This window comes from Nocardioides sp. Root1257, assembly GCF_001425175.1.
Taxonomy (GTDB): Bacteria; Actinomycetota; Actinomycetes; order Propionibacteriales; family Nocardioidaceae; genus Nocardioides.
Window position 1 is genome coordinate 115,735 of sequence record NZ_LMDV01000015.1, and the last position, 26,950, is coordinate 142,684.

Consider the following 26,950-nt stretch of genomic DNA (forward strand, 5'->3'; position numbering starts at 1 on the left):
GAGGTGTTACCGGAATCCGGTGACCCAGCGGGGGAACGCAAGGGGGAACGCAGGGGAAACGTTGCGTTTGTGCAGGTCAGATGCGTTCCCCAAGAAGATTCGCCGATTTCGCCGACGGGGCTGTCAGGGTCGGGATCCGAGGTGCTCGAGGCCGCGTGGACGCTCGGCCCGCGCTGGCGAACCCGGCGTCCACCTCACCCGGCGGCCCGGTTCGAGGCGGGAGAGTGGACCAGTCCGTTGGCGTCTTCGTAGTCCCACAGCGCCCACTCGTAGCCGGCGATGAGCGCGTTGTTGACCTCTGGGTGGTCGGCGAGCCAGCGGTATCCCGCAGCCGACGACCCGGCCTGGAGGGCGAGGCGTCGGCCGGCGTCGTACCCGGCCATGTACCGCTGCTCGTCGTTCGTCGGTGGGGGTGTTCGTCGCCACAGGGTTCAAGTCGAACAGATGTTCGATCGTGGGTCAAGATGGGGGCGTGTCCTCGAACCCGCCCAAGCACGACGCCTGGCCCCAGCCCGGGCACTGGCGGCACTGCTGGGTGAGGTTCGGGCGAGGCAACTACCCTCCGCCAGCGCCGGGTCTGATCCTCGACTGGCGCCGCGAGGGACCACGGTGGTTCGCCTGGGTCATCTGGCTCGACAACACCCAGCTGCGAGACAGCATCCAGCAGGCGTGGCTGCCGGCCACGGTGATCCGCCCGGCGAAGAGCGACATCAACGTCTGGAACGACGGGCCCCGGAGATGAGCCGCGGCGCGCTGACCTGTGGTGCGGACGAGCGTCTAGGTCTGTGTCAGCCGGTCCGCCTGGAGCGAGATTTGGGGGTGCTCCAGCTCAGGTTGCGGATGACCTGAGTGGTGCGGCCGGGAACGTCGATCGGCGGGTGATCGTCGTCGCGTCGGTTGAAGACTTTCGCGCTGAGGGCCTGGTCGGCCCGCTCGTCATGCCCGAGGGTGTTCTCGGCCGCGATGATGTCGAGCTGGGCGACTTCGTCGTAGGGGGATGCGCTGTAGGCGACTTGAGCTGCCCACAGCGCGAGCTCTGGGTCGCCGACGGAGTGGGCGTGAATGGTGACGATGTGTCCGACGTCGACGATGGCGCTGCTCATGATGTGGTCCCACCGGTCGGCCTCGAGGAGCCAGGTCCAATGGTTCTCGCGCAACTGGGTGAAGGGTTCGCCGCTGACCAGTCCGAGCGCGGTGACAAGGTCGTCGATCCCGTCGGCGCCGCGGCTCTGTCCGCGGGCACGGAGGCGGCGGAAAAGGTCGAGGTCGCAGAGGACGCCGTGGGTCTTGTAGAGGGCCGCGGTGTGCGGACCAGCGCCTGGCTCTGCATGGGGCAGGTAGGGCTCTCCGGTACCGGGGTCGTTGCCGAGCCAGCGACGTAGCTGGCTCATGTCGACCCGGACGCGCTCTGGCCGCAGACCGAACGCGTCGGCGATCTCCGTGGCGGGGACGCCCCGTGGATGCAGGGCGAGATAGGCCAAGAGCTCGACGTAGAACGGACGACGATGTGAGGTTGCCTTCGCATCGCCGGTGGTGCGGGCACCGACGGGGCCGAGCAGGATCAGCTTGGCCGAGGACAGCGTCGAGGACTCCCACCGGGCGAGGTCCTCGTCCAGGTTCGGGTCCGCGGCGGCTACGGCTGCCCGGGCCTGCGAGGCTGCCTGTGGGGCGAGGACCTCGATGTCCTCGACAGTCGTCGCCGCGGCGTCGGCATACACGTGCGCTTCCCGGGGGAGCAGTGACGCCTCGCCAGCGGGACCGTCCGGCCGGGGCTCGGTCAAGCCCTCCACCAATGCACCACCCTGGTCGCAGACACTCTCAGGGCCGCCGTCCGCTGCAGGGACCGGGACCATCGTTTCGTCGAGGGTCAGGTCCAGCAGGAGTGCGCACGCTCGCGCCTCCTCCTCGCTGAGGCCAGCCGCGGTCACGTCGATTCCGAGGCGGGTCTCGCGCAGTCGCCCGTCGGCGGTCACCTCCAGGTGGGCTTCGGCGGCCTGTGGGTCGCCGGCGAGGTCGATGAGTGCCGCCGAGGACCTGCTCGGGGCGGAGGCGATGACCCCGGCGAGCCGAGCGAGATCGGCGGCCGGCCGGTCCGCGGTCGCGATGATGGTCGCGTAGAAGTCGTCGGGCTCAGAGAGGGCGGTGATCGAGGCCAGGCCGCTGGCGAGGTGGGTGATGAACTCGGTGTCGCCCGCGGGGTGGGTACGGACGCGGCCGAGGTTGAACGAGGCGAGGGCTGCACCGATGCCGAGAAGGTCGACGGTGGTGACGCTCGACCACGGGTTGACGGCCAGTTCGGCGGCGAGGTGGCGAGCCAGTGCAGAGGTCCGCTCAGCGTCACCACTGACTGCGACGACGCGAAGTTCCTCGAGGTTGAGGAACACGAACGCACCATCCGTGTTGCGCCCCACGCTGACCAGGAGCGGGTACGGCGGGAACGAGTCATCGGGCCGCTCCGCTACCTCCGAGAGCCCGATGCGCCAGGCGGTGCCGGAACCGATCCACGGCGCAGCCAGGTCGGCTGGTTCATGGAGCGTCAGCGCGATCGCACCGTCGTCGAGCGTGACGGTGAGCAGGCGGAGGTCCGGGACCGAGCGCAGGGCCGTGTCGAGCAGGTCGATCCGAGGCGAGATCACCGACGCAGCGGCCCGGACGGTCTTCTCGACCGTAAGCAGCTCCGCGGGCGGCGGCGCGACGACTGTCCCGGGGCGCCGGTATCGCAGCTGGGTGCGTCGCTGCGCCCGCAGCGTCAGCCACACGGCGCCGCCGAGGATCGATACCGCTCCGGCGAGGCCGGGCATGAGCCACGAGGGTCCGATGGTGTCGTGGGCGTCGTCCACCGATTCCTGCGGTTCGGTGACCTGGTCGTCGGCAGTATGCGACGGTGCGGCGTCCGACGGTTCGATGTCCGATGGTGCGATGTCCGATGGCGCCAGGTCAGGAGCTGGGGGTTCGGTGGGTGCGTAGGGAGGATGGTTCGTCCCGGTGCCGTCCTCGGGGTCGTGGTCGTGGTTGTGGGGTGCCGGGTGGTCGGGCTTGATGTGCCGGGGTTCTGGCGGGGCGTCCGAGCGCTCGTGCCTGGGGATCGTCAGGCTCCAGCCGGGGAGGATGAGGTCCGGATCGGTGAGCCGTCGGCCGTCGGGCTGGGTGGTGTCTTGTGAGGCGGTGAAGATTTCGGGGTAGGCGTCGGCCGCTCCGAGTTCGGTCTCGGCGATCTCGGACAGTGTGTCGCCGGTCTGCACGACGTAGGTCTCGTCCCCCGCGGCGGCGGTGGCGGTGTGAGGGCCAGGATTCGTTGCGGGAACGCGGAGCACGGTGCCAGGTAGCAGGAAGTCGGGGCGCCCGTCCAGGGTGGAGTTGTTGAGCTCGACGAGCTCGACGTACCGGGCGCCGTCTCCGAGGCGCTCTTCGGCTATCCGCCAGAGGCTGTCGCCGCGTTTGACGGTGTACTGCTCGAGGTGCGGCTCCCGCTTCTCGACGCTCGGCAGAGTCAGATTCGTGCGTGCGTCATGCCGGTCGGCACCTGCAGCCACCACAGGCGGAGCGGAGGCAAAGCGAGATACCGGAGTGGCTCGGTCTGTGACATGCGTTGCGGCTTCGGGGCTGGCCGGTGCCACCGCCGCGGTGGCGTCGGCCGGTCGTTGGGGAAGTAGGACGGCGGCGGAGGGGACGGCGACGAACAGCAGCGCGGCGGCTGCGACGAGGCGGTCGGCGGCCACTTGCGGGACGGCCAAGCCCGGCAGTCGAGGCGCCTGGATGCCCCGGAGCTGCCAGGCGATCGAGGCGATCAGCTGGCTGGTGAAGATCGCCCAGGCGATCCAGCAGACGCACGTGATGACCGCCAGCACCAGGGTTCCGTCGTCGGACTCAGTGAGCCGCGACCACGAGAACGTGGACAGATTCGGCACGCCACCGATCGCAAGCAGGGAGGCGGGTACGCCGGCGACGAACGCCACGAGCCCGAGCGTCGCCACGAGGCCACGCAGCCGCGCACGTGACCCGGAGCTGGGGGAGTGCTGGGAACTGACGGTGTGGGTCATCGCTCGCTACCTCCGAGGGTGCGGATGAGGCGGGCCGTTGCTGTGCCCGTGACATCGAGACGGTTGATCCCGATCAGGCCCAAGAAGCGGGCGTCGTAGGTGTCGTGGACTGTCACGGTGAGGGTGTCGCCGTCGGTGATCGTCACGGTTCCGGTGACCCCCGCGGTGGCGAGAAACTGCTGTGCGGCCGCTCGTGCGGCCGCGGGGCTGACGGCTAGGGCGTGTCCTTGGACTGCAGCGCTTCCCTCGACCTCTTCGCTGCCGGCGCGTGCTGCTTGGGCTGCGACGTCGTGGGCGCGTTCGTGTGCGTGGACCTGGCCGCCGAGATCGACCGCTAGGCCGAGGAGGAAGATCATCGCGAAGCTGGACAGCGCTATCCAGACCGTGATGGAGCCTCGCTCATCACGCTCTCGCGCGCCGACTCGTCTCGCTCTGGGTCGGGCCGGTTGCGCGGGGCTCATGGTGCTGTCTCCCGCCAGGTGTCGATCGGGCTGGACATCGATGCCTGCATGACGCGCGAGCCCGGTACGCCCGGTACCGAGAGGTCGGAGAGCGCGAGTCGACAGGAGACGGTGACCTCGACGGAGCCGGGGGTCCCCGGCGGCTTGTTGAAGTCGCTGGTGTCGACGCTGACTTCGACGCCTTCGCAGCCGATCTCCTGGTTGGCGATGCTGGCGACGGCGGCCTCACGTGCCTGGGTCCGGGCGACTTGCGCGTCCCGGGCGATCGAGGCCGTTCGTGCGCCCTCGGCGGCAGCGGACTGGAGCGCCTCGTCGGTGCTGGCGGTGCGGCCGCCGAAGATGATCAGGCCGACGAAGAGCCCGAAGGCCGGGACGCCGATCACTGCCTCGATAGCTGCGGATCCGCGTTCGTCACGCTGCCTGCGGGCCGGACCCATCGCGCGCCGCCGAGTGGCCGCCTTCATGGTGACCCCGCGGCCGTGGGTGCCGTCACTCGCTCGACGGGGACCGTGGCGCTCTGGGTGATCCGGACATGCCAGCCGGGGATGACGCTGAGGCTGAAACCGCTGACGGTAACGGTGGCCTGGGTTGCCGTGCGGCTCGCGTTCGCCGAGGACCCGCTGAGGACATCGTGGCCACCGGCCTCGGCGATGAAGTCGTTGGCCGCGTCGACCCCGTCGGCCTCGCGGCCGTGCTCAGCCCCTGCGGCGCGAGCGCCCTCCTGCGCGGCAGCGATGGCGACGGTTCGGGCGTGATAGTAGAGCGCTGCCTGCATGCCGACGAACAGGACGGCGAACAATGCGGGCAGCAGAATGACGAGCTGGATCGAGACCGACCCGCGCTCGTCTCGCTGCCGCAGGCGGCTACTTGATCTTGCCGGACTGCGCTTGGACATAGGCCGTGACTGCTGCGACGACGATGCCGACGATGGCGATCACCGCGACCGCCCACAACACGTACTCGGTCGTGACGGAGCCGTGCTCGTCACGACGCCTGAGTCGCACGACGGCTCTCCGGTGAGCGACGGATCGGTCGCCGTGCTGGTCGATGGGGGCGAGGACTGCCAGCTGCAGCAGGACCAGGATCTTCAACATGGGTTCCTCCTGATGGGTGGGCGTTCGGACGGTTCGACAGGTCGGCTGGGTCAGGTGCTGGTGAGCATCCGGAGCAGAGAGGGGGCGACGAGCAGGGCCATGAAGATGACGCCGAGCAGGGAGCCGGGGATCGTCATGCGCTCACCGACCGCGTTGGCCTGAGCGATCTCGTCGTTGAGCATCGCGGTGCGCATGGAGGCCGACCGGGCGCGCAGCGTGGCGTACACACTGGCTCCTTCCTCGCCGGAGAGACGCATGATGTCGGCGAAGTCACCGAGCTCGGCCAGCCCGAGCTCTGCTGCCAAGGTGTGCAGCGCGTCCCAGGGCGGGAGCCCCGACCAGCGCGAGCGGGCCAGCTCCTCGGCCAGGCGGGTGAAGACCCACGAGTCGCCGACCCCGGCGGCCGTCTCCATGGCCTGCCGGGCGCCGACGCCGTTGTGCCGTTCGAGTGCGACCAGGTCGATGTAGGCGCCGAGCGCTCGAGAGAACTCGACCCGTGCCTTGCGGGCCTCGTCAAAGGCATTGTAGTTCGGGATGAAGAACATGCCGACCGCGAGCACGATCGAGGCGAGGGCCGGGATCTGAACCGGAATGCCGAGGCCGAGGATGTTGAACAGGGTCGTGAGGAATGGCGGGATGAGCAGTCCGAGGCCAGCGAAGGTGAGCTTCTCGCCGTAGAACTGCGCGAGAGAGATCCGCAGGAGCGCGAGCTCGCGGACCGGGGTCCAGACCCAGAACCCGGGTGGGAGGACCCGCAGCCCCCACAGACCGAGCCGTTCCTTTCCGCTGCGGGCGACCGCGACCTGCGTCGTCGACCGAGTGCGGGACGTCGACACACGCGCCAGGGCATCGGCGAGGTCCGGCTCCGCAGGCAGCAGACGCGCCACAACCAGGCACAGGCCCAGCCCGATCAGTCCGCCGGCGAGGATCGCGAGCTGAAGACCGGAGATCACGACGCCACCCCGGCATCGTTGCGTGACGATTTCGGCTGTGCGATGTCGGTTCGTTGCTGGAGGAACCGGGGCAGTGGCTTGCCGGTCGCCATGCGTCGCATCCAGATCAGAGTCGCGACGTACGCCGAGAGCAGGACCACCAAGATCACCTGCCCGACCGGGCTGGCGTACGGCTCGACGTACTGCCCCGAGAGTGCGAGGACGACCAGCACGCTGGCGCTGATCAGCGTCACCCACCGGGCGGTCGAGCGCGGCTTGGCCCGGTCGGCCTCCACCTGGCGGCGGGCCCGGACATCAGCCGCTACGGATTCGGCAAGCCCTTCCAGGACGCTCGCGAGCCCGGCGCCGCGGCGCCGGGCACCGAGGATGAGGTTCGCCGCGATCAGGTCCCCGGTCGCGTCATCGAGCTCGTCGGCGAACGCCCGCAACGCGGTCTCCGTATCCCACCGGGCCCGAAGACGAGCCACGAGCCGGGTGACCTCAGCGTTGATCGGTGCCGGAGCGGAGCGCAGCGTGGCCACGAGCGCCTGCTCGAGCCCGATCCCGACCGTCAGGACGCCGGCCAGGGAGCGCGTCCATTCCTCCATCGCCTCGACCCGGGTGATCTGTGACGCGGCCAGTGGCTCGGTGAGCAGTGCCGGCAGCCCGAGCACCGCGACCGGCGCGATGACCACGGCGAGGACCCAACCGGTGACCAGCCAGCCCAGCAACCCGAGTCCGATCCCGACAAGGAGAAGCAGCCGAGTCCGTGGAGCGAGGCCGCGACCTCGAATGCGGACGCTACGCCTGGCCCGGGGCGGAGCGGCAGTCGGGCGAAGGCCCACGACGATGCCGAGGACGCCGAGTGCGATCAGGCCGCCGGCGAGACCTGCCGAGAGCGGGCTCACGCCCGCACTCCGGGTGAACCAGCCGGGTACGGCTGGGTTGCCAGGTAGCCGCCCAGGTCGAACCCGTACTGCGCCAGCGCGCGGTACTCATCAGGGAGAACCTCCGGCATCGCGACTCCGGAACTGTCGGCGCGGAACACGTGTGTGGTCGCGTACCCGACCTCCATCTCGCCAGGGGTCAACGCGATGACCTCGGCGACGCGACGGGTTCGCTGCATGCCGCCCGGAACGGCCCGTGTGTCCATGCTCAGCTGGACGATCACGTCGACCGTGGCGGCGAGCTTGGACGTCGCAAGCCCTTGAGTGACGTGCGGGCCGGCCTCCATCGCGCAGGTGACGAGCTTGCGGATGGCGGCGACCGCGTCGGAGGCGTGGGTGGTGGAGATGGAGCCGGTCCCCGACTCCATCGCCTTGATCATCGCCCAGATCTCCTTGCCCCGGACCTCGCCGACGATCTGGCGCGACAGGTTGAATCGGAACGAGTCGACGAGCGCCTCGTCGAGAGTGAACTCGCCGGCCTGCCGGCCATCGACGCCGCGCTCACCCGATCCGGGCCGGGCCTCCCAGGCGTGGACGATCTTGTGTCGGCCGAGCTCGTGGAGGTGCAGCTCGTACTCGGTCTCGAAGGTCCCGATCGCTTCCATCACGTCGATCTCCGCGCACAGGGCTCGGACCAGCGTCGTCTTGCCGGCTCCCTGAGCGCCCGCGACAACTACCGACCGGCGCGCCCGCACAGCTGCGCGCAGGAACGAGGCGAGGGTCGCGGTCATCATGCCGCGCTCCACGAGGTCGTCGAGTGTGACCTGCATCAGCCGGTGCCGGCGGATGACCACGGACGGCCGCGGTGTCACCCAGGCCGCTGCTGCGAGGCGCGAGCCGCCGTCCAGTCTGAGGTGAAGTCGTGGCTGGGCCTCGGAGAAGGAGCGGGCGTTGACTTCGCTGCGCGAGGCGAGGAAGACCAGGAAGTCGATCAGCTCAGAGTCGGAGTCGGCGACTGGCGGGCCGTCGACGAGCGTGCCGTCGATCAGCTCGAGCAGCACGTTGTCGTGGCCGACGATCACGATGTTCTCGATGTCGTCGTTATCGACAAGAGGCTGGAGACGCCCGAGCCGGAAGAGCGAGTCGAAGACGGCCTGTGCCATCGCCCGCTGACGTGCCGGACTCCAGGCCCCGCGACCGGCGTCGACCTCCTCAGCCATCACCGACTCGACGAGGTCGACGACGATCGATCGGCCGAGCTCCTGCTGAGCGTCCTTGTCCAGCCGTGCCCGATCAGCGGCCACGGCCTGGCTCAGTTGCTCCGAGGCGCGGGCGCGCAGTTCGGCCACGGTGGACCAGTCGATACCGGGATCGACAGCGGTGCCCGACGCTCGAGCAGCCACGACCGGACGACCGAAGCCAGCCTCAGGGGGCGGCACGTCGGTGCGCTGCTGGGTGAACAGCGGAAGGCGTGAGAGGTCGCCGTAGTCGTGTCGGTAGCGCGACGCCTCACTCATTGCGTGGCCTCCTGGACGAGAGCGAACCGGCCGCGCGCCACATGCGCCTGGACCGACTGCGCGAGGGCCTGCAGGCCGCGTGCGTACGGCCCGGAGTCGAAATGGCGAGGTGGGGTCGCGCCGCGGTGGTAGACCGCAGCGGCCTCAGGATCATCGGGCAGGTCGGCCACCACCGGCATCCTGAGTACCTTCGCGACCTCGGTGTCGCGATAAGGCTTGCCCTCGCCGATGAGCACGAGTCCTGGGTGGCGCCAGCCCGCCGCCGGCTGTAGGGCTGTTTCGGCCCACGAGCGCGCCGCGGAGATCGAGGGCAGGTTCGTGCGGGTGAGGAGCAGCGTTGCGTCTGCCGACTCCAGCAACGGATCAGGTGTCCCCACCAGGCCGACCCGTCCGGCGTCGACGATGACGTCCCGCCCGCTGGCCTCGAGGTCGACCAGAGCTGTCGCGAGGGGCTCCCACACACCGCGAAGCGCCATCGCCTGGCCGTGCGACCGGGTTCCGGCGACCAACGAGACCTGCGGGCTCAACGGCCGGGCGACCTCACGCAGCGCATCCGTTGGCGCCCGGGGTGAAAGGGCCAGCTCGATCAGTCCACCGTCGTAGCTCGCGGTGCCCTTCAGGAAACCCGCGAGAATCCCAGACCCGCCGGTCGGGTCGGCCTCGACCAAGAGGACCGGCCGAGGCCAGCAGAACGCCAGGCCGACGGCCGTCGATGTCACCCCCGGCGAACCAGAAGCAGAGGTCAAACAGACGAGGGCCATCACTCGGCTCCCACGTCGTCGGCGGACTCTTGGGCAGAGTCGAGCACCAGCGCGACGTTGCCGGTGGCAGCGCGTGCAGCAAGGATCCCGGCGTCGGCGTACGGCACCAGCACGTTCACGACTGTGTTGCCCGTGGTCTCGTCTGCGAACGTGTCGACGACCTCTCCGACCGTGAACTGCGGTGCGCTGGCCGGGGCATCGCCGCTCTCACCTGGTGTCACGACGATCCGCACCCGGTCGCCGCCGAACAGAGGCATGCCTGGCACCTGCGCGGGAGTCAGGGAGATCCCGACGACCGACTGGCCCTCCGGCGGGAGTGGCTCGTCCGTGGTCGATTCGCCGGTGAGCAATCCGCCGGCGGCGACGTCGAGTGCCGCGCGCATGCCGACAACGTCGTCGTACGCCGAGGCGGAGAGGGGTGAAAGCGCTGGGTCGCCGCTGATCCGGACACGTTCGATGTCCCCGGCCTCGATCACCTCGCCACGGTGGATCGTGTCCCGCGCGGCCAACACCTCCTGGGTATTGGTCGTCGCGCCCCAGGCCCACGCACCGATCAGGCAGCCCAACGCGGTCACGATCACCGCGGCCACGACCATCGCCGGTCGCCGACGGAGCTTGGGAGGCGGGACCATCAGGTTGGCGGCCGTCGGTGGCGGCGTCGGGATGGAGCCGGTCCTCCGGCCCTCTCGAGCAGATGTGGACATTCGTCATACCTCCCGCGCAACTCGTCAGCTCACGAGTACCTGCGCCTCGCCAATCCGGATCTGTGTCGAGCGCGTGAGTCCACCGAGCCGGATGGTCCCTGTCTGGCCTGCACCGGTCCAGGTGATGACCCAGGTCGAGGTGGCGGTGACGGTAAAGGCGTCGTCGGACTCATGTGCGCTCGACTTCTTGTACGTATGGCCGCAGTCAGGCGAGTTCCTCTGCCCGTACCACGGCTTGTACGGCGTTCCGGCTGTGTCGCAGACAACCTCGGCCCCATCGCCCATGTCCCAGGTGATGTTGAGGACCTTCGCGGTCGCCGTGATCGTGATCCCGCCAGCCGACGCGCTCGCCGTGATCGGCCCGAACGTGTGCTCGCTCGGCGCCTTCGCCCACATCCACACCGGCATCCCGACCAGGCCGATGCTCTCCGAGCCCGGTTCGGGAACGATGCCGATGTCGATAGCCGACAGGTGCATCTGGTCGACCGCGAGGTGAGCGACCTCCCGCGGGGACGGTCCGGCGCCCGAACCCGCGGGTCGGTCTTGTGCCCAGATCTGGATCGCCAGGCCGCTCTGAGGCTGGTAGCACAGATAGACCGCGCCATCACCGGGGTCGTGACCCTGCCACGCCGGATCACCTGCCGGAAGTGGCGGATCCAATACCTTCAGGTAGCAGTTGTAAGCGTTCGACCAGTACCCGTACTGCGAGTCGCACGGCACCGGCCCAGCCGACGGACCAGGCAGTCCTTGCTTCGACGGATCCCAGTAGCAGGCGGTGCCAGAACCGGTGTCTATCGGACCATCGTCGCCACCCCCGCCGGGCGTCCCAGGGTGGCCCGGCACCTCGACCCAAACTATGCATGCTCCTGTAGCGGGGTCGGTTTGCTGACAGACGGTGTCCGCGTAGACAGGCCACGGTCCGAATGCGCTCAAGCCGAGAGCCGGCAGTAGCAGCGCGGATGCGCGAGTTAGGAAACGCATGTCGAGTGCTTAAGGTCCTGGCCGGTCGCGATGCGCCAGCCAGCCGAGGGATTGTCGGACCAGTGGTAGTTCGCGACGGTGTACCGGGTCGCTCCCGCGCTGGCTCGGTTTGGGCTCACCACGGACTTGCCGCCCTTGTCGATGATGTCGACGTCGCTCACATCCCAGCAAACGTCCACGGTCGCGGTTGGCACCTTGCCTGCGGACGGGTCGGAGTTGTCGAGGTTGACCGACTGCACGGTGACGTCGACGACCTTGGTGTCGCCGACCTGCCGGAGCTTCTGAGATCTCTCGGCCGTGAGCAGGCGCTTCTGGGCGGCGAGCTGGGTGCTGGTTGCGACCGATGAGAGCTGGGCGAGGGCCTTGGTCGAATCCTGGCGGAGGCCATCGAGTACAGCGAAGTAGCGGCGTACGACGTCCTCGGCCGCTGTCGCGGCAACCTCGGATGCCGAGGTCGGTGACGGGGACGACGACGTCGTGGTGGGCGAGGGCGCGGCGGTCGTCGCTGGGGGCGACGGGTCGGCGCTCGAACCCGAACTGGCGCAGCCGCTCAGCGCGGCCAGCACCACCGTGCCGGTCGCCCATGCCTTCACCCCGAGTGATCTGGTCATGTGCGGTTCCTGCTTCCTCTCGCCGTCAGGCTCGAGAAGCGCAGACGACGCCCCACCGGCGGTGCGTGCATCGTCTGCTCGTCATCGTAAGCCCGAAATGCGGTCCGTGACCTGCGCGTCTTTCGCCGGCCTCTCACTCCCTCAGGTGCTCGCCGGTTGCCAGCCCAATCGACTGGCCGCTGAGCGCCCTCCCAGCGCCGCGACCCTCCTGTCCAGCGCCCTGCGCGGATTCAACCCCTCCCCGGCTTCACACGATGTGCAGATCGAGGGGTGCTGTGGAGAGGACGGCGTACCTGACGTCTGTGGGACGGAGGCGGCGATGACGATCTCGATCCGGCGTATGTCCGCAGGCAGCGGGTACCACTACCTCCTGCGCAGCGTTGCCGCAGGAGACGGTTCCAGGGCGTTGTCGACGCCCTTGACGCGTTACTACGCCGAGGCGGGTACGCCGTCCGGCCGCTGGATGGGGACCGGTGTCGGCGAGTTCGGCTCGGGGCAGCTCCGTTCTGGAATGCTGGTGACGGAGGAGCAGCTCGCGCTGTTGATCGGGATGGGCCGAGACCCGATCACGGGTGATCAGCTCGGGAGGGCATACCCGGAGTACCAGCGGCTGAGCGACCGGATCGCGGAGCGCGTTGCAGCGCTCGAACCGGACCTGACCGAGGAGGACCGCGCGGCCGAGAACACTCGGATCGAGGCTGAGGAGAGTGCCGCGGGCGGGCGTCACGCGGTGGCCGGGTTCGACTTGACCTTCAGCGTCCCGAAGTCGGTGTCCGTGCTGTGGGGGGTCGCAGATGCTGACGTGCAGGAACGGATTGCTGCCGCACATCACGCAGCGGTCGCAGACGTGGTCGACCTATTCGAACGCGAGGTCGCCGCTACCCGGGCAGGGTTCGCTTACCGCGACGGCGCCGTTGCACAAGTGAGCGTCGCTGGGGTGGCCGCTGTCGCCTACGACCACTTCGACTCCCGGGCCGGCGACCCCCAGCTCCACTCGCACGTCGTGATCGCCAACAGAATCCGCACAATGATGGACGGCCGGTGGCGCAGCCTGGACGGACGCCCCGTGTTCGCCTCCCGGACCGGACTCTCCGAGCACTACAACGCCCTGCTCGCCGACCGGCTCGCCCAGGAGGTCGGCGTCGAGTGGGAGCGCCGCGAGCGCGCCGCCGACCGGAATCCGCGGTGGGAGATCGTCGGCGTCACCGACGAGCTCATTGGCGAGTTCTCGAGTCGTACCCGCGAGATCGAGCTCAAGAAGGACGAGCTGATCGCGGCCTACCGCGACAAGCATGGTCGGACGCCCTCGGCGAGGACCATCATCGAGCTGCGGGCCCAGGCCACCCTGGCGACCCGCCCACCCAAGAAGGCCCGCTCCCTGGCTGACCTCACGGCCGACTGGCGCCGGCGAGCGACGACCCGGCTCGGGAGGGACGCCACCGCCTGGGCATCAACCGTGATCGGCGAGCTGAACATGCCGCTGGTTGCCGAGGATGTGCCGCTGGCGGCGGTGGAGGCGATCGCCGGGGACGTGGTCGCGGTGATCGGGGTAAAGCGAGCGACCTGGGGCCATTGGAACCTGATGGCCGAAGCCACCAAACAGACGATGGACCTGCGGTTCGCCACCACCGCCGACCGCGAAGCAGTGCTCGGGACGGTCGTGGACGCCGCCCAGGCCAGGTCGGTCCGGCTGACCCCGCCCGAGCTCGCCACCAGCCCGGTCCGGTTCCAGCGCGAGGACGGCACGAGTGTCTTCCGGCCCAAGCACGCCGAGCGGTATTCGTCGAGGCTGATCCTCGACGCCGAGGCACGTCTTCTGACCCGCGCCGAAAACACTTCTGCGCCGATCCTGCGGCCGACCACGTTGGCGCGCGGGCTGGCCGGACCCGGCGCGCTGAGCCTCGAGCAGCGGCAGGCGGTCGAGTCGGTCGCTGGCTCGGGTCGGGTCGTCGACCTCCTCGTCGGCCCCGCCGGCGCGGGGAAGACCACCACGATGCGCGCACTCCGTGCCGCGTGGATCCGCGAGCAGGGCCGGGGGAGTGTGGTCGGGCTCGCGCCCTCCGCCGCGGCAGCTCAGGTACTCGGCGACGATCTCGAGGTCGGGTGTGAGAACACCGCGAAGTGGCTCCACGAGTACGACCACGGCCGCACCGAACTCCGCCCCGGCCAGCTGGTGATCATCGACGAAGCCACCCTCGCCGACACCCTCACCCTCGACCGGATCACCGCCATCGCCGCGCGGGCCGGTGCCAAGACGCTGCTCGTCGGCGACCCTCACCAGCTCTCCTCGGTCGACGCCGGCGGAGCATTCAAACTCCTGGTGCACCGTCGCCCCGAGGCCCCTGAACTGGTCGAGCTGCATCGGTTCACCCACGAGTGGGAGAGGGCCGCCACCCTGGCGCTGCGAATCGGGGAGGTCGAGGTCATCTCCACCTACGCCCGCCAGCACCGCCTCCGCGAGGGCACGACCGACGAGATGCTCGACGCTGCCTACCGGGCCTGGCGCACCGATGCCGACGCGGCGATCGCGAGCATCCTGGTCACCGAGTCGACTCACGCAATGCGGGCTCTCAATGAACGGGCCCGCGCCGAACGACTCCTTACCGAGGGCGCCGAAAACGGCCGCGAGATCCACCTGGCAGACGGCAACCGCGCCTCGGTCGGCGACGTCGTGATCACACGTCGCAACGACCGCAGCCTGACCACCAACACGGCCGCGACCCGATGGGTCAACAACGGCGACCGATGGCGCATCACCGACCTCCGCCACGACGGCTCGGTCGTCGTGGAACGCCTTGACCCCCGCGGCCGCGAGAGCACGGTCCTTCCGGTCGACTACGTCGCAGAGCACCTCGACCTTGGCTACGCCATCACCGCCCACCGCGCCCAGGGCGTCACCGTCGACACCGCCCACGTCGTCGTCACGAGCTCGACCACGCGGGAGAACCTTTACGTTTCCATGACCCGCGGCCGCGACGCGAACATCGCCTACGTCGCCCTCGACCAGCCCGACGAGGCCCACACAACCCCCGAGCCCGACGACGTCACCGCGCGGACAGTGCTTTGCGGCGTCCTCCAGCGCACCGGTGCCAGCCTTTCCGCGCACGAGACCATCGTGATCGAGCACGAACAGAATGCCCGGATCGACAGGCTCGCCGCCGAGCTCGAGACTATCGCCGCCGACGCCCAACACGACCGCTTCGCCGACCTCCTCCGACGCTCCGGCCTCACCCCGGTGCAGCACGCCGCCGCCGTCGCCTCCAGCGCCTTTGGTCCGCTCACCGTAGTGCTGCGTCGCGCTGAGGCCTACCATCACGACCTCGAGGATCTGGTGCCACGCATCGTCGGGCAACATTCGCTCGATGACGCCGACGACATCGCAGCGGTACTTCGCCACCGCGTCGACCACGCTGCCGCAACAATGCCTCGTGGCTGCCGCCTACGACCGCGACTAATCGCCGGCCTCATCCCCGCCCCCATCGGCCCGATGACTGCCGACGACCGCCAGGCCATCGACGAACGCCAAGAGCTCATAGAGGCCCGCGCCGCCGCGCTCGCCGAGCACGCTCTCGAGTCCGGCGCTACATGGGTACGCAAGCTGGGCGCGCCACCGACAGACCAGCGCGACCTCGCGGCCTGGCGCGACGATGTCTCCACCGTCGCCGCCTACCGCGACCGCTACGCAGTTACCTCCGACCTCCCCACCGGCAGCCGGACTCGCAACGAGACCCAAGCGGACGAGCGACGACGAGCGCTCCGGGCCGTTCGTCGCGCCGCGACCCGCACAGCGCAAAGCAATGGCGATCCCCTCGCCCCGACGGTCGCATACCGACCCGTTGGCCTGCCACAGACCGCCTCTGCAGCCGTCTGTCCACAAGACGCCAAGAGCGACGACTACTAGTGGTTATCCCCGGCGTAAGAACGAAGAGCACCTGTCGATGAGGAGATCCGCATGCTGACCCTGCTTGCTATCCCGGTGCTGTGGGCCGTGATGCGAACGCACGAATACCTTCAGGCCTACGCGCCTACGAACGTGCTGGCCCGGTCGGCACGTTGCGCCCCGCCGACCTGGGATAAGGCCGTCGGGCTTCCCACCCTCACGCTCGCATTCCTCGCCGCTACGCGCGGGCTTGCAGAGGCAGTCGCGGCCGGGGCACCGTCCTGGCTCAACCTCGCCGTTCTAGTCCTGGCCTGGGACACCATGAAGGTCGGATGCGTCACGGTTGGCGTCGAGGCGTGTGCCGCGGCGAGGATCTGTCGCCGCGCGACTCAGCCGTGAGGCGAATTGGCACGTAGGTGCTCACACCGCCGACAGGGCATAGGGATCGAGAATTCGCATGCGGCCACGCATTGCGATCTCATGTCGGGCTCGTGAGCCTGAAGACAGGGCGAGGTGACGCCAAGCCATCAATCGAACGGCCCGTTCGCCGGTATCCTCACGCGACGATCGATCAACGTTGCTAATCCGTGTGTGATGATTGACGCCTGGTTGAGCGCATGCTGGCCTTGGGGTCTGGCGTAGAGAGAAGCAGGTTGACCTCATGAGTGACGACTCGGACCGATGGCTCTCGACGTCGGAGGCCAGTGCGAGGCTCGGCGTGCGGCCGCAGACTCTGTATGCCTACGTGAGTCGCGGGATGCTCAACCCTCGCCGCGAAGGTCGACGCAGCTTCTTCTTGGTTGAGGAGCTAGACAACCTCGAGCCGCGAGGGAAGAGAACTCTGCGGCCAGGTCGTATCGAGATCGCGATCGATAGTGCGGTGACTTTGCTCGAAAGTGACGGTCGCCTGTTCTACCGAGGACAAGACGTCCAAGCGGTCGGACCGTCATGGAGCTTCGAGAGGACCGCAGAGCTCCTTTGGTCGGGACACGATGCGGGTGAGCCCAAGCCGTGGCCGGTAGCCCCCGACGCTGAAGCACCTGGGCGAACCCTTACAGATCGGGTCCGCAACGCGATGGCATCCCTGGCGGTGAACGCGCCTGAGATCGACACTCGACCGGCTGGAGCTAGGTCGATAGGGCGCCGTATCTTGCCGCAACTCGTTGCCTCTTTGCCGCTCGTCGGAGGTCGGGAAGTGGCTGCGCGAGCGCCGCTGGCTCGCCAGCTCTGGCCACGGCTGACCGACCTGCCGTCAACGCCCGAACGCATCGCAGCCCTTAACTGCGCCCTCATCGTCTTTGCGGACTTTCAACTCGTTCGGTCAACTATCGCGGCACGGTTTGCTGCCTCGTCCGAGGCTCCGCCGCTTGACGCGGTTCTCGCAGCGATGGCAACGCACTCCGGCGTTGCCAGGCACGGCTTCCGAACCTCGATGGAGGAGGCATTGAGAGTCGGCGGCGAGCCTCCGGGAGCGTACGACCAGGTCGCTTTCACTAGCCGCGATCCGCGGGCCGAGACCCTCATTCCGCTCATCGAACCAGCGGCGTCGGCGTCGGCTTGGCCGCTGGTTCAACTGACTCTCAGCGACGAGCGTCCGCCTAGTGCGGACCTCGCCCTCGCCTGCCTCGCGGTCGCTTGCGAGATGGCGCCGACCGCGAGTGAGGCGATCTACACGATCGCCCGCGTCGCGGGCCTCTTGGCGCACGTGGCTGAGGAGTACGACCACCCCTCGGCCTTCCGGCCCAACGTCGGCTACCGAGGACCGGTCCCGTCCGAGTATCTCGGCGACGACACTGTGGCGCTCTGACCTAGGCCGCCTGCGGCGGGGCCCTCGATCGGCGTTCGTGCGAATTGGTGCGGGCGCCGATCTGGCGCGCCCTCCCGGGCCGCGGTTGAGAGTTGATCCCCAAAATTACATGTTGATGCTTGTGCAATCAACATGGACGATGTAGCGTCCGTCACACGTTCGGCGGACCACGATCTCCCCTGTCGGACAGACGGTGAAGGAACTGGTAACGGGTCAGTCACCAAGCGAGCTGCAGCCGCGACTCCCGGAGACGGGAGTGCGGATAGTGCTCGGGCTTCAACGGGCCGCGGCCGGCGGCATCCGGGATGCCGAGCCCGCACAGTCCCGAAGTAGGGATGGCAGCTCGGACGACCACCAACGCCACAAACAACTAGGAGTTCAACCATGAAGTTCTCCCTCGCCAAGGCATTGTCGGGTGCAGCTGTGGCCGCCCTCGTCCTGCCTCTTGCGGCATGCTCATCGTCGGACTCGGGTGCGCAGAGTGGGACCGACACGACCGCCTCGGCGAGCGTGGACTCCAGCATCTGCGTCGACAAGAAGACTGTCGGTTACGTCGATATCTACAACGCGTCGCCCATCGAGAAGGTGATGTCGGACGCGGCGAATCAGATCACCGACACCCTCGGCTGGGATCTCAAGCTCGTCGACGGTGCTGGCGACTTCGCGAAGATGCAGACCGGTATCCAGAACCTCATCTCTCAGAAGGTTGACCTGATCCTGCTTGCTTCCTCTGACGCCGCACCGCTTCGCGAGGGCCTCCAGGCCGCGAAGGAGGCCAACATTCCAGTCATCGAGATCGGTGGTGGCACGACTGCGTCGGATCTGTTCGCCGCGCAGTATGCCGAGGACGAGGTCGAGCTCGGCCGAACCATGGGTCAGTACATCGTCGATAACTACGACGGTGCGAAGATCGCCGACCTGGCCACCTCACTGAACTACTCTGGCACGGCGCGTGAGAAGGGCTTCCAGGAGGCGGTCTCTGACTCCGACGGAGCGGTCGAGGTCGTGGCAAACCAGCAGGTCGACTCCGCCGATCCGAATAGTGCCAGCAAGATCATGACTGACATGCTCACGGCCAACCCGCAGATCGACGCGGTCTGGGCAACATTCGACTCCATGGCCGCCTCTGCCGCGGCGTCCATCCGTCAGAAGGGGTCGGATGCCAAGTTGTTCACGACGTTCGCGACCCCGTCCAACCTGGAGATGATCGATAAGGGCGAACTGACCGGCGTCGTGGACTCCAACCTCGCGCTGACACCGATCGTGGCTCTCGACCAGTTCCTGGCCTACACCACGAACGACACGCCGTTCGACCCGAACGCCATCGAGGCGGCCGGCGGGCTCGGTTACCGCGTGGTGACGACGGCCGATAAGTCGTTCGACACGACCGAGACCCTTGCCCCGTTCCTCGAGAACTGGAAGACCGAGTACGCCTGCAAGTAGCGGTCCGAGCATCAGTTGTCAGTCGAGCAAGAAAGGTAGGTGTGCACGCGATGCCCGAGACTCAGAACTCCGCTTCGATAGAGAGCGAGGAGGGCGTCGGCGTCAACCGCAAGGCTGACGACGTCCGGGTGCCTGCGGCGAAGACCGCAGGCACCCGGACCTGGATCATGAACGCCGCCGAAAAGTGGGCGACCATCGTTGGATTCGCAGCCATCGTCGCCTTCTTCTGGGCCAAGGCGCCCGACACGTTCGGGACCGTCGACAACTTCAAGGCGATCCTTGACCAGGCAGCGATCCCGATCCTCTTGGGGGTTGGCCTCACCGCCGTCCTGGCGGTCGCCGAGTTCGACCTCTCGTTTCCCTACGTGCTCGGACTCTCATCGGCAGCGGCGACATTGGTGATGACCGACCACCAAGGCGGGCCAGTGGCGGCGATCGTGGTAGGCATCCTCGCCGCCGTCGCTGCGAACATGATCTCGGGGTACCTAGTGGCTCAGCAGCGCGTGTCCTCGTTCGTCGTTACCCTCGGCTTCGGATTCGTCTGGCTCGGCATCGCCAATGGACTCACCGACTCGACTGTGATCTCTCAGGGCATGAACGAGACGTTCATCAACCTTGTTCTGCACCGCCCACTCGGCATCACCTTGGCGACGTGGATCGCAGTCGGCTTCGCACTCCTCGTAGCCATCCTGTTCCGCTGGACCGTTGCGGGCCGCAACATCATGGCCGTGGGAAGCAACCCCACGGCTAGCCGGCTGGCGGGGTTGCCGCTGGATCGGATCCGAATCGGGGCCTACATGATCCTCGGCCTGGGTGCCGGCATCGCGGCAATGATCATCACCTCGCGACAGGCGCAGTACACCCCGAACGTCGGCGCCGGGCTTTTCCTGTCTCCATACGTCGCCGCCTTCTTCGGTATGTCGGTACTCGCGGTACGGCGCTTCAACGTGTTCGGCACTGTCGTTGGAGCTCTCTTCATGGGGACTCTGCAGACTGGCCTGGTCATCATCGGATCCGCATCGTGGCTATACGAGCTGATCCAGGGAGGTGCGCTCCTCGTCATTCTGCTCATCGCACGACGGGCAGCGTGATCGCGATGACTCTTGACACCAACGACAAATCGTCCAGTACCGCCTTCGAGCTGGTGGCGTCCGGCATCGGCAAGATGTACGGTCCGATCCGCGTCCTCGGCGATGTCTCGTTCCAGATTGGCGCAGGCGAAGTCGTCGGACTCATCGGAGCCAACGGCGCAGGCAAGAGCACGCTGATCAAGTGCCTGACCGGCGCGGTGCGCCCAACTGAGGGCGCCATCCTCATCGACGGCGAGGGGGTCACTTTCCGCACGCCCGACGAAGCACTCTCGGTCGGCGTAGCGGCCGTGCCTCAAGAGGTCACTATCCCCACCGACCGTCCTGTGGCGGAGACCGTCCTACTCGGGCGGTTCCCGTCCACCTGGGGCTTCACATCCCGATCTAGGGTGAATGCTGCAGCTAAGACGCACTTGGACCGCGTGCACCTCGCGGACGTGAACCCCAACCGGGACGCGGGATCGCTCACGCCCACCCAGAAGCGACTGGTCATGGTGGCGGCAGTTCTAGCCCGTGACCCCAAGCTGGTGATCCTCGACGAGCCGACTGCGGCCCTGCCTCCCGAGGAGTCCTCAATCGTTCACCAGCTGGTGCGCGAACTGAGCGTCGCCGGCGTCGCCGTCGTCTACGTCTCCCATCGTCTACACGAGGTCAAGGACCTCTGCACCCGAGTGGTCGCCCTGCGCAACGGCAGGCTCGCGGGCGAGCTGCACGGTGAGGACATCACGCGCCACGCAATGCTCGGTCTCATCGGCGGCACCGTCGAACCCGACACCCTGCTGGTCAGCGAAGAGCACTCCCATCACGAGGTGCGCGAGGTGGGCGACACGCTCCTCGACGTGAACGCTCTCAGCGGCATACGCATCCAAGACGTCTCTTTCACCGTGCGCCGCGGCGAGATTCTAGGGATCGCCGGCCTCGCTGGCTCAGGTCGAAGCGAGCTCCTGCGCCTGATCTACGGCCTGCAGGCACCCACAGCTGGCGAGATCACATATGACGGGCGAAAGCTCAGCGGCGGCCCGCGCGCCCGCATGCGCCGCAAACTCGGGTACGTCACCGAGCTCCGGAGCAACAACATGCTCAAGGGCCTAAGTGTCGCCAGGAACATGACCTGCAACAGCGTGGGTGACCATAAGAAGTTCGGCCTCTTCGCCGACGCCAAGTGGGAGCACAGAGCAGCAGAGGCCACCGGCCGTACCGTCAGCCTGGTCGGCGCTCCCAGCACGTTCATCGAGAACTTGTCCGGTGGAAACATCCAAAAGGTGCTCATTGGCCGGTGGCTCTCGCGGGAAACAGAGCTGCTCCTGCTCGACGAGCCCACCTCTGGAGTTGACCTGGTGGCCCGTAAGGAGATCCACGACGTCCTGCACGAAATGACTGAAAGAGGCACGTCCGTCGTCGTTGCCAGCGTTGAGGTCGACGAGCTCACCACCATCTGTGACCGAGTCCTCGTCCTCGTGGAGGGCCGAGTAGTCGCAACACTCCAGCCGCCCTTCAGCGAGGCGGAACTCGTCGCGACGCTCTTCGAGCATCAGGTCGCGCATAGCCAGTCCGCGGAAGCAGTGTGAGCATCGTGGTGACGAGCGTGTCCGAGTCCGTCCAAACGCAACAGCCGAGGGGAGTAGACGTGACGGAGATCGATCAGCTGTTGTCCGCGGCAGTCGAGGACAAGGTGATCCCGTTCGGCGTCGCCATGGTCACCGACCGACACGGCGTCCTGTGGTCGGGAGTCGCAGGAAACCGAACGCCCGACGTCGCCGCCACGACCGACACATTGTTTCGTATCTTCTCGATGTCGAAGGCCATCGGTGCCGTCGCAGCGAACATCCTGATCGACAAGCAACTCCTAACCCTAGACACGCCAGTTGTCGACATACTCGATGACTTCAAGAACATCCAAGTACTGGACGGCTACGGGTCCAACGGTCCCAATCTGCGCGACCCTCGCACCCCGATCACCGTGCGGCACCTCCTGACCAACTCCGCTGGCTTCGCATACCCCGGATGGTCCGACCGGCAGTCGACCTTCGCGCTGCTCACCGACGCCCCCCACCCCAACTCCGGACTGCTCGACGCCATTCGGGGACCCCTGATGTTCGATCCTGGCGAAGGGATGGTCTACGGCTACGGGTTCGACTGGATCGGACCGCTGATCGAAGAACTCGACGGTCGCCGTGTGGTCGAGTTCTGCCAGGCCGAGATCTTCGACCCCCTCGGCATGATCGACACAATGTTCGAGCCGGATCGTGCCATCGACCGACTCGCGACCGGGACGCTGCGCACCCCCGACGGCTCGTTCACACCCTTCGTGGTGTCGCCTCCTGCGCAGCCCGAGGTCTACGGCTTGGGTCAGGCGCTCTATGGGACCGCCCCTGACTACATTCGCTTCCTCCGGTTCTTCCTCAACAAGGGCGAACTGGACGGACGGCGCCTGCTCAGCCCCGAAGGCTTCGAGCGCATGACTACACCACAGGCCGGCAGCCTCACGATGCCAGTCATGAAGACCACTGCGTCGGTGTTCAGCGCGGACGCCAACCTGTGCCCGGAGAGTTCCAAGACCTGGACCACTGGGTTCCTAACCAACACCTCAGACCTCGAGGGGCGCCGTCGCGCCGGCTCCCTCACGTGGGCTGGATTCCTCAACACCCACTATTGGGCCGATCCGACTACCGGTGTCGCAGCAGTGCTAATGACGCAGCTGTTGCCGTTCGTCGACCCAGAATTCATGAACCTTTACGACACCTTCGAGCGCACCGTCTACAAGACGTTCGCGCATACCCCAGGAGCGATGACCTGATGTGGACCGGACAGTTCAACCGCCTCTACGTCGGAGGCCAGTGGATCCGTTCCTCAGGCACCGACACCATCGCCGTCGTCTCGCCCACCAGCGAGGAGGTCATCGCACGAGTGCCCGCGGCCGCGCCGGAGGACGTCGATGCTGCCGTCGCTGCAGCGAGGGAGGCTTTCGACCGAGGCCCGTGGCCTCGCGCCACCGTCGACGAACGGATCGCGGTGATGACCAACTTCGCGGACAGACTCGAGTCGGGAAGCGAGGAGATCGCCAACCTCCTAACCGATGAGATGGGTAGCCCGATCGCCCAGTCGCGCGGAGCTCAGGTCGGTGCCGCGATCAGCATCGCTCGCAGCTATCTCGACATCGTCACGACCTACCCGTTCGAGCAGGTTCGGCGGGCGACCAGCGGTAGCGCCCTTGTGCTACGAAAGCCCGTGGGTGTCGTCGCGGCGGTCGTCCCCTGGAATGTGCCCCTAGGGGTCACGTTCCACAAGCTCTTCCCGGCTCTGCTCTCCGGTTGCACGGCTATCATCAAACCCTCCCCCGAGGCACCGCTCTTTGCCTACTGGCTGGCCGAGCAGCTCGCCGCAGCAGGTGTCCCGGACGGCGTGGTCAACGTCGTCCCGGCCGAGCGAGAGGTTAGCGAGTATCTCGTCACCCACCCGGGCGTGGACAAGGTCGCCTTCACTGGCTCCACCGCCGCCGGCCGCCGGATCGCCAGTCTCTGTGGCCAGGATCTCCGTAAGTTCACCCTCGAGCTCGGCGGCAAGTCCGCTGCCCTCGTCCTCGACGATGCCGACCTCGACGCAACCGTCGAGGCGCTGCGCTTCGGCTCCTTCCGCAACAGCGGACAGGTATGCACCCTAAAGACCCGTGTGCTGGTCTCTCGCAATCGCGAGCAGGAGCTCCTCGATCGTCTTCTGGCATTGGTCGACTCCATGCCCGTTGGCGATCCTCACCACCCTGACACACAGATCGGTCCTATGGTGAGCGAGCGACACCGCGGCACCGTCGAGGGATACATCGGGGTCGGTCGAGACGAAGGAGCACGCCTGGTCACGGGCGGCGGTCGACCTGCAGACCTCGAACGGGGCTGGTTCGTCCAGCCGACCATCTTTTCCAGCGTCAGCCCTGAGATGAGGATCGCCCAGGAGGAGATCTTTGGACCGGTGTTGTCCGTCCTGACCTATACGTCCGAGGACGAAGCCGTAACGATCGCCAACGACTCCCGCTACGGCCTAAGTGGCGCCGTCTTCACCTCAGATCTCGATCACGGCCTGAGCATCGCCCGGCGGATCTACTCCGGCGCCGTGGACCTCAATGGCGCGTTCGGTGGTTGGGGAGCGCCCTTCGGCGGGGTTAAGGACAGCGGAATCGGTCGCGAGTCCGGACCCGAAGGATTCGAGTCCTACGTCAACGTCATGTCCATCGGAGTTCCGGCGGACTACGCCAGCACGCTCTAGCTCCTCCCAGCCACCGAACCATGCACCAGTAGAGAAGGAGATCCAGTGAAAGGCTACGTCCTGCATGAGGCAGGTAGAGCAAGCTGGAGTGACGTCAACCCGCCCGAGCCGGCCCCCTACGACGCGATTGTTAGGCCCACGCTCGTCGCTATCTGCACCACCGACGTCCACCTCATCGAGACCGCGGGCTTGCCGGCGGCCGTCGGCAAGCCGATCGGGCACGAAGCAGTCGGCGTGGTTGAGCGTGTAGGGGACCTCGTGCGCGACTTCCAGCCTGGAGATCGTGTCATCATCCCCGCCGGCGGCACCGACTGGAGACACCCCAACGCCCAGCGAGGAGAGGCGAAGTACTACCAGACCAACAACGCCTACTTCTCCGAGGACCCGACTGTCGCCGGAGTGTTCTCAGAACTGGTCCGCGCCATCGACGTCGACATGACGATGACCCCAATACCCGACGACATCAGTGACACACAGGCTGTCATGGTGCCCGACATGGTCGCAACCGGCTTCACCGCAGCCTCAAGGATGCACATTGAGTTCGGAGACACCGTGGCGGTCCTGGGTGCCGGCCCCGTCGGACTGATGGGCATCGCGGCCGCAGCACTGCGTGGCGCAGGACAGATCATCGCCATCGACTCACGTGAATCCACCACATCCTTGGCGCGGCAATACGGTGCCACCGACGTCCTTGGGCATCGCGAAGGCAACGTCGCGGAGCGCGTGATGCAGGCAACCGCCGGCCGGCCAGTCGACAGCGTCATGATCGCGGCCGGAGGCAACGCGAGCGAACTGTTCGCGACCGCAATGCGCATCGTCAAGCCCGGCGGGCACATCGCCAACGTCACTCTCTACCTAGATCAGGAGAGCGTCACGCTGCCGCTGGAAGGATGGGGATTCGGCGGTGTCGAGCGCCATCTCACTGGTGTGTTCGTGCAAGAGGGCCGTGAGTTCTACAGCCGGCTTCTGCGGCTAATTCAGGTCGGCCGGCTGGACCCGGCACCTCTCGTCACGCACACCTTCGACGGTTGGGATGGACTGGAAGAGGCGATCGACATGATGCGTACGCAGGACGACAACGTCATCAAGCCCGTCGTGAAGATCTCAAGCTGACGTGCCTTCCACCAATGTCGACCAGCAAGTATCGACGAACGGAGCGAAAATGCCCGACCGACTGTTAGGCAAGGTCGCCATCGTCACCGGCGCAGCGTCTGGACAAGGCGCAGAGGTGGCGCGGTTGTTCGCGCAGAACGGCGCGAAAGTCGTGGCGTTGGACGTCAATCCCGAAGGACTAGACAGACTCAGCGATGCCGGCCCGGACATTCTCGCGATCGAGTGCGACGTCTCGAACTCCGAGCAGGTCCAGGCCGGGGTCGCTGAGGCCGTTGAACGATTCGGACCAGTAACCGTCCTCTACAACAACGCTGCCATCACTTTGGGTGCAACCGGGGAATGGCACGAGGGTAACGACGGACCGCTTGCGGATGTCACCGAGGAAGTCTTCGACCGCATCATCAACGTGAACCTGCGGAGCCAGTTCCTCACCTGCAAGTACACGCTCCCGCACATGCTGGCCGCAGGTGGCGGATCGATCGTGAACGTGGCGTCGGTCGGCGGCGTCTTCGTCGGCACCGGCGTCAACGCCTACTGCGTCTCCAAGGGCGGCATCCTCGGTCTTTCTCGCGCACTGGCCCACTCGTACGGACCCAAGGGCATCCGGACCAACCTGCTGTGCCCTGGTTACATCGAGACCCCCATGATCGACCGCCACCTCAAGCAGCCGGAGTTCGTCGCCGGACTCGCAACGGCCAACCCTCTTGGGCGAGTAGGTCAATCCTCCGAGATCGCGCAAGCCGGACTATTCCTGGCCTCGGACGACTCTAGTTACGTCAACGGGGCCGTGCTTCCCGTCGACGGGGGCGCCGTCGCCAGGAGCGTGTGAGGTGACCGACCGAAACGCCGCTGAGGCGCCACGCCGCGTTGTTGTCGGGCTCGGAGCCGATGGGCGCTCGACCACAATCGCCGATGAGGTGCCCGCCGCGACCGTGACGCGCCCCGGAGGGATGACAATCACCGAGCTCTGGCGAGCCGACGAGTTGCCAGCCGCGATGGGGGAAATGGACGCCCTCCGACTCACGACAGTCCCTGCCAACGCACCGGCTGGTCTCGCTGTCCGCATCTGCACCTTCCCACCTGACGAAGTCCGTGACCGCGCCCTAAGCCAAGGACACGCCGACGCGAACACCGGCCGGCGCCCAGCCTCGGATGCGAGTCGTGCCGGCATGCACCGTACCGACACGGTCGACGTCGTCACCGTTATCCGTGGCGAACTGACGGTAGTCACGGAGACGGGGGAGACGACACTGCGAGCGGGTGACAGCGTCGTGCAGATGGGCACGATGCACGCCTGGTCAAACCGGACCAACGAAACCGTTGTCGCGATCGCCATCATGACGGGTGGAAGATAATCAACATGTACTATTGCCT

The 26,950-nt window shown here is 67.2% G+C and carries 25 protein-coding genes; 12 read left to right on the forward strand and 13 right to left on the reverse strand.

From position 1 onward, the window contains the following. Positions 1–194: 194 nt before the first annotated feature. Positions 195–383, reverse strand: a complete 189-nt coding sequence (locus ASC77_RS25595) for a hypothetical protein (protein ID WP_056160089.1) — start codon at positions 381–383, stop codon at positions 195–197. An 89-nt stretch (positions 384–472) separates the two neighbouring features. On the opposite strand from ASC77_RS25595, the gene ASC77_RS25600 reads away from it, so the two are divergent. Further along, positions 473–742 carry a hypothetical protein gene (locus ASC77_RS25600; protein ID WP_056160092.1) on the forward strand — a complete coding sequence of 90 codons (270 nt, stop codon included), beginning with the start codon at positions 473–475 and terminating at the stop codon, positions 740–742. A 46-nt stretch (positions 743–788) separates the two neighbouring features. Here the strand turns inward: ASC77_RS25600 and ASC77_RS25605 are convergent, their stop codons facing one another. The 12 genes from ASC77_RS25605 to ASC77_RS25660 all read right to left on the reverse strand — a co-directional run bounded on the left by ASC77_RS25605 (position 789) and on the right by ASC77_RS25660 (position 11,988). Continuing rightward, a complete protein-coding gene (locus ASC77_RS25605; protein WP_056793529.1) occupies positions 789–4,040 on the reverse strand; it encodes a LysM peptidoglycan-binding domain-containing protein in 3,252 nt (1,083 codons plus the stop codon). After that, on the reverse strand, positions 4,037–4,501 hold the full coding sequence (locus ASC77_RS25610; protein ID WP_056160098.1) for a TadE/TadG family type IV pilus assembly protein: 465 nt from the start codon (positions 4,499–4,501) through the stop codon (positions 4,037–4,039). The genes ASC77_RS25605 and ASC77_RS25610 overlap by 4 nt, the downstream gene beginning before the upstream one ends. After that, entirely contained in the window at positions 4,498–4,965 is a 468-nt protein-coding gene (locus ASC77_RS25615) for a TadE/TadG family type IV pilus assembly protein (protein ID WP_056160101.1), read from the reverse strand. Before ASC77_RS25615 ends, ASC77_RS25610 begins: the two co-directional genes overlap by 4 nt. Continuing rightward, complete coding sequence (locus tag ASC77_RS25620; protein WP_056160103.1) at positions 4,962–5,396, reverse strand: TadE/TadG family type IV pilus assembly protein; 435 nt, start codon at positions 5,394–5,396, stop codon at positions 4,962–4,964. The genes ASC77_RS25615 and ASC77_RS25620 overlap by 4 nt, the downstream gene beginning before the upstream one ends. Next, positions 5,365–5,595 carry a hypothetical protein gene (locus tag ASC77_RS25625; RefSeq protein WP_235547994.1) on the reverse strand — a complete coding sequence of 77 codons (231 nt, stop codon included), beginning with the start codon at positions 5,593–5,595 and terminating at the stop codon, positions 5,365–5,367. The genes ASC77_RS25620 and ASC77_RS25625 overlap by 32 nt, the downstream gene beginning before the upstream one ends. Positions 5,596–5,645: 50 nt before the next feature. Further along, positions 5,646–6,548 carry a type II secretion system F family protein gene (locus tag ASC77_RS25630; protein ID WP_056160105.1) on the reverse strand — a complete coding sequence of 301 codons (903 nt, stop codon included), beginning with the start codon at positions 6,546–6,548 and terminating at the stop codon, positions 5,646–5,648. Beyond that, positions 6,545–7,258 (reverse strand): type II secretion system F family protein, encoded by a 714-nt coding sequence (locus ASC77_RS25635; protein ID WP_235547996.1) that lies wholly within the window; start codon positions 7,256–7,258, stop codon positions 6,545–6,547. Before ASC77_RS25635 ends, ASC77_RS25630 begins: the two co-directional genes overlap by 4 nt. A 173-nt stretch (positions 7,259–7,431) precedes the next feature. After that, positions 7,432–8,931, reverse strand: coding sequence for a CpaF family protein (locus ASC77_RS25640; RefSeq protein WP_082575326.1), 1,500 nt, complete (start codon positions 8,929–8,931; stop codon positions 7,432–7,434). After that, positions 8,928–9,692, reverse strand: coding sequence for a MinD/ParA family protein (locus ASC77_RS25645; RefSeq protein ID WP_056160301.1), 765 nt, complete (start codon positions 9,690–9,692; stop codon positions 8,928–8,930). Before ASC77_RS25645 ends, ASC77_RS25640 begins: the two co-directional genes overlap by 4 nt. Beyond that, complete coding sequence (locus ASC77_RS25650) at positions 9,692–10,288, reverse strand: SAF domain-containing protein (RefSeq protein ID WP_056160111.1); 597 nt, start codon at positions 10,286–10,288, stop codon at positions 9,692–9,694. The genes ASC77_RS25645 and ASC77_RS25650 overlap by 1 nt, the downstream gene beginning before the upstream one ends. 132 nt (positions 10,289–10,420) lie before the next feature. Continuing rightward, a complete protein-coding gene (locus tag ASC77_RS25655) occupies positions 10,421–11,116 on the reverse strand; it encodes a hypothetical protein (RefSeq protein ID WP_235548001.1) in 696 nt (231 codons plus the stop codon). A 248-nt stretch (positions 11,117–11,364) separates the two neighbouring features. Next, complete coding sequence (locus tag ASC77_RS25660; protein WP_082575328.1) at positions 11,365–11,988, reverse strand: hypothetical protein; 624 nt, start codon at positions 11,986–11,988, stop codon at positions 11,365–11,367. A 319-nt stretch (positions 11,989–12,307) separates the two neighbouring features. On the opposite strand from ASC77_RS25660, the gene mobF reads away from it, so the two are divergent. From mobF to ASC77_RS26910, 11 genes are all read left to right on the forward strand, one after another. After that, complete coding sequence (mobF, locus tag ASC77_RS25665; protein ID WP_082575348.1) at positions 12,308–15,889, forward strand: MobF family relaxase; 3,582 nt, start codon at positions 12,308–12,310, stop codon at positions 15,887–15,889. Positions 15,890–15,940: 51 nt separating this feature from the next. Further along, a complete protein-coding gene (locus tag ASC77_RS25670) occupies positions 15,941–16,267 on the forward strand; it encodes a hypothetical protein (RefSeq protein ID WP_056160124.1) in 327 nt (108 codons plus the stop codon). Between the two features lie 262 nt (positions 16,268–16,529). Next, a complete protein-coding gene (locus ASC77_RS26395) occupies positions 16,530–17,675 on the forward strand; it encodes a citrate synthase (protein WP_082575329.1) in 1,146 nt (381 codons plus the stop codon). 384 nt (positions 17,676–18,059) lie between these two features. After that, entirely contained in the window at positions 18,060–19,118 is a 1,059-nt protein-coding gene (locus ASC77_RS25680) for a sugar ABC transporter substrate-binding protein (protein ID WP_056160130.1), read from the forward strand. A gap of 50 nt (positions 19,119–19,168) precedes the next feature. Further along, entirely contained in the window at positions 19,169–20,209 is a 1,041-nt protein-coding gene (locus ASC77_RS25685) for an ABC transporter permease (RefSeq protein WP_156391296.1), read from the forward strand. Positions 20,210–20,214: 5 nt separating this feature from the next. Continuing rightward, positions 20,215–21,774, forward strand: coding sequence for a sugar ABC transporter ATP-binding protein (locus tag ASC77_RS25690; protein ID WP_156391297.1), 1,560 nt, complete (start codon positions 20,215–20,217; stop codon positions 21,772–21,774). Between the two features lie 59 nt (positions 21,775–21,833). Further along, a complete protein-coding gene (locus ASC77_RS25695) occupies positions 21,834–23,003 on the forward strand; it encodes a serine hydrolase domain-containing protein (RefSeq protein ID WP_162249863.1) in 1,170 nt (389 codons plus the stop codon). After that, positions 23,003–24,463, forward strand: coding sequence for an aldehyde dehydrogenase (locus ASC77_RS25700; protein WP_056160141.1), 1,461 nt, complete (start codon positions 23,003–23,005; stop codon positions 24,461–24,463). Before ASC77_RS25695 ends, ASC77_RS25700 begins: the two co-directional genes overlap by 1 nt. A gap of 45 nt (positions 24,464–24,508) precedes the next feature. Continuing rightward, entirely contained in the window at positions 24,509–25,576 is a 1,068-nt protein-coding gene (locus ASC77_RS25705; protein ID WP_056160144.1) for a zinc-binding dehydrogenase, read from the forward strand. A gap of 1 nt (position 25,577) precedes the next feature. Then, the gene (locus ASC77_RS25710) at positions 25,578–26,405 is read left to right on the forward strand and encodes an SDR family NAD(P)-dependent oxidoreductase (protein WP_156391298.1); all 828 of its coding nucleotides are present in this window, start codon (positions 25,578–25,580) and stop codon (positions 26,403–26,405) included. A gap of 1 nt (position 26,406) precedes the next feature. Continuing rightward, the gene (locus ASC77_RS26910; RefSeq protein ID WP_156391299.1) at positions 26,407–26,931 is read left to right on the forward strand and encodes a cupin domain-containing protein; all 525 of its coding nucleotides are present in this window, start codon (positions 26,407–26,409) and stop codon (positions 26,929–26,931) included. The last annotated feature ends 19 nt before the right edge of the window (positions 26,932–26,950 follow it).

What these genes read in the sequence shown, in the direction of transcription:
- ASC77_RS25640 (WP_082575326.1), bottom strand. Translation starts at nt 8,931, where the DNA reads ATGAGTGAGGCGTCGCGCTACCGACACGACTACGGCGACCTCTCACGC.
- ASC77_RS25595 (WP_056160089.1), bottom strand. Translation starts at nt 383, where the DNA reads ATGGCCGGGTACGACGCCGGCCGACGCCTCGCCCTCCAGGCCGGGTCG.
- ASC77_RS25690 (WP_156391297.1), top strand. Translation starts at nt 20,215, where the DNA reads ATGACTCTTGACACCAACGACAAATCGTCCAGTACCGCCTTCGAGCTG.
- ASC77_RS25605 (WP_056793529.1), bottom strand. Translation starts at nt 4,040, where the DNA reads ATGACCCACACCGTCAGTTCCCAGCACTCCCCCAGCTCCGGGTCACGT.
- ASC77_RS25645 (WP_056160301.1), bottom strand. Translation starts at nt 9,692, where the DNA reads ATGGCCCTCGTCTGTTTGACCTCTGCTTCTGGTTCGCCGGGGGTGACA.
- ASC77_RS25660 (WP_082575328.1), bottom strand. Translation starts at nt 11,988, where the DNA reads ATGACCAGATCACTCGGGGTGAAGGCATGGGCGACCGGCACGGTGGTG.
- ASC77_RS25625 (WP_235547994.1), bottom strand. Translation starts at nt 5,595, where the DNA reads ATGTTGAAGATCCTGGTCCTGCTGCAGCTGGCAGTCCTCGCCCCCATC.
- ASC77_RS25685 (WP_156391296.1), top strand. Translation starts at nt 19,169, where the DNA reads ATGCCCGAGACTCAGAACTCCGCTTCGATAGAGAGCGAGGAGGGCGTC.
- ASC77_RS26395 (WP_082575329.1), top strand. Translation starts at nt 16,530, where the DNA reads ATGAGTGACGACTCGGACCGATGGCTCTCGACGTCGGAGGCCAGTGCG.
- ASC77_RS25670 (WP_056160124.1), top strand. Translation starts at nt 15,941, where the DNA reads ATGCTGACCCTGCTTGCTATCCCGGTGCTGTGGGCCGTGATGCGAACG.
- ASC77_RS25700 (WP_056160141.1), top strand. Translation starts at nt 23,003, where the DNA reads ATGTGGACCGGACAGTTCAACCGCCTCTACGTCGGAGGCCAGTGGATC.
- ASC77_RS25680 (WP_056160130.1), top strand. Translation starts at nt 18,060, where the DNA reads ATGAAGTTCTCCCTCGCCAAGGCATTGTCGGGTGCAGCTGTGGCCGCC.
- ASC77_RS25615 (WP_056160101.1), bottom strand. Translation starts at nt 4,965, where the DNA reads ATGAAGGCGGCCACTCGGCGGCGCGCGATGGGTCCGGCCCGCAGGCAG.
- ASC77_RS25620 (WP_056160103.1), bottom strand. Translation starts at nt 5,396, where the DNA reads ATGTCCAAGCGCAGTCCGGCAAGATCAAGTAGCCGCCTGCGGCAGCGA.
- mobF (WP_082575348.1), top strand. Translation starts at nt 12,308, where the DNA reads ATGACGATCTCGATCCGGCGTATGTCCGCAGGCAGCGGGTACCACTAC.
- ASC77_RS25650 (WP_056160111.1), bottom strand. Translation starts at nt 10,288, where the DNA reads ATGGTCGTGGCCGCGGTGATCGTGACCGCGTTGGGCTGCCTGATCGGT.
- ASC77_RS25610 (WP_056160098.1), bottom strand. Translation starts at nt 4,501, where the DNA reads ATGAGCCCCGCGCAACCGGCCCGACCCAGAGCGAGACGAGTCGGCGCG.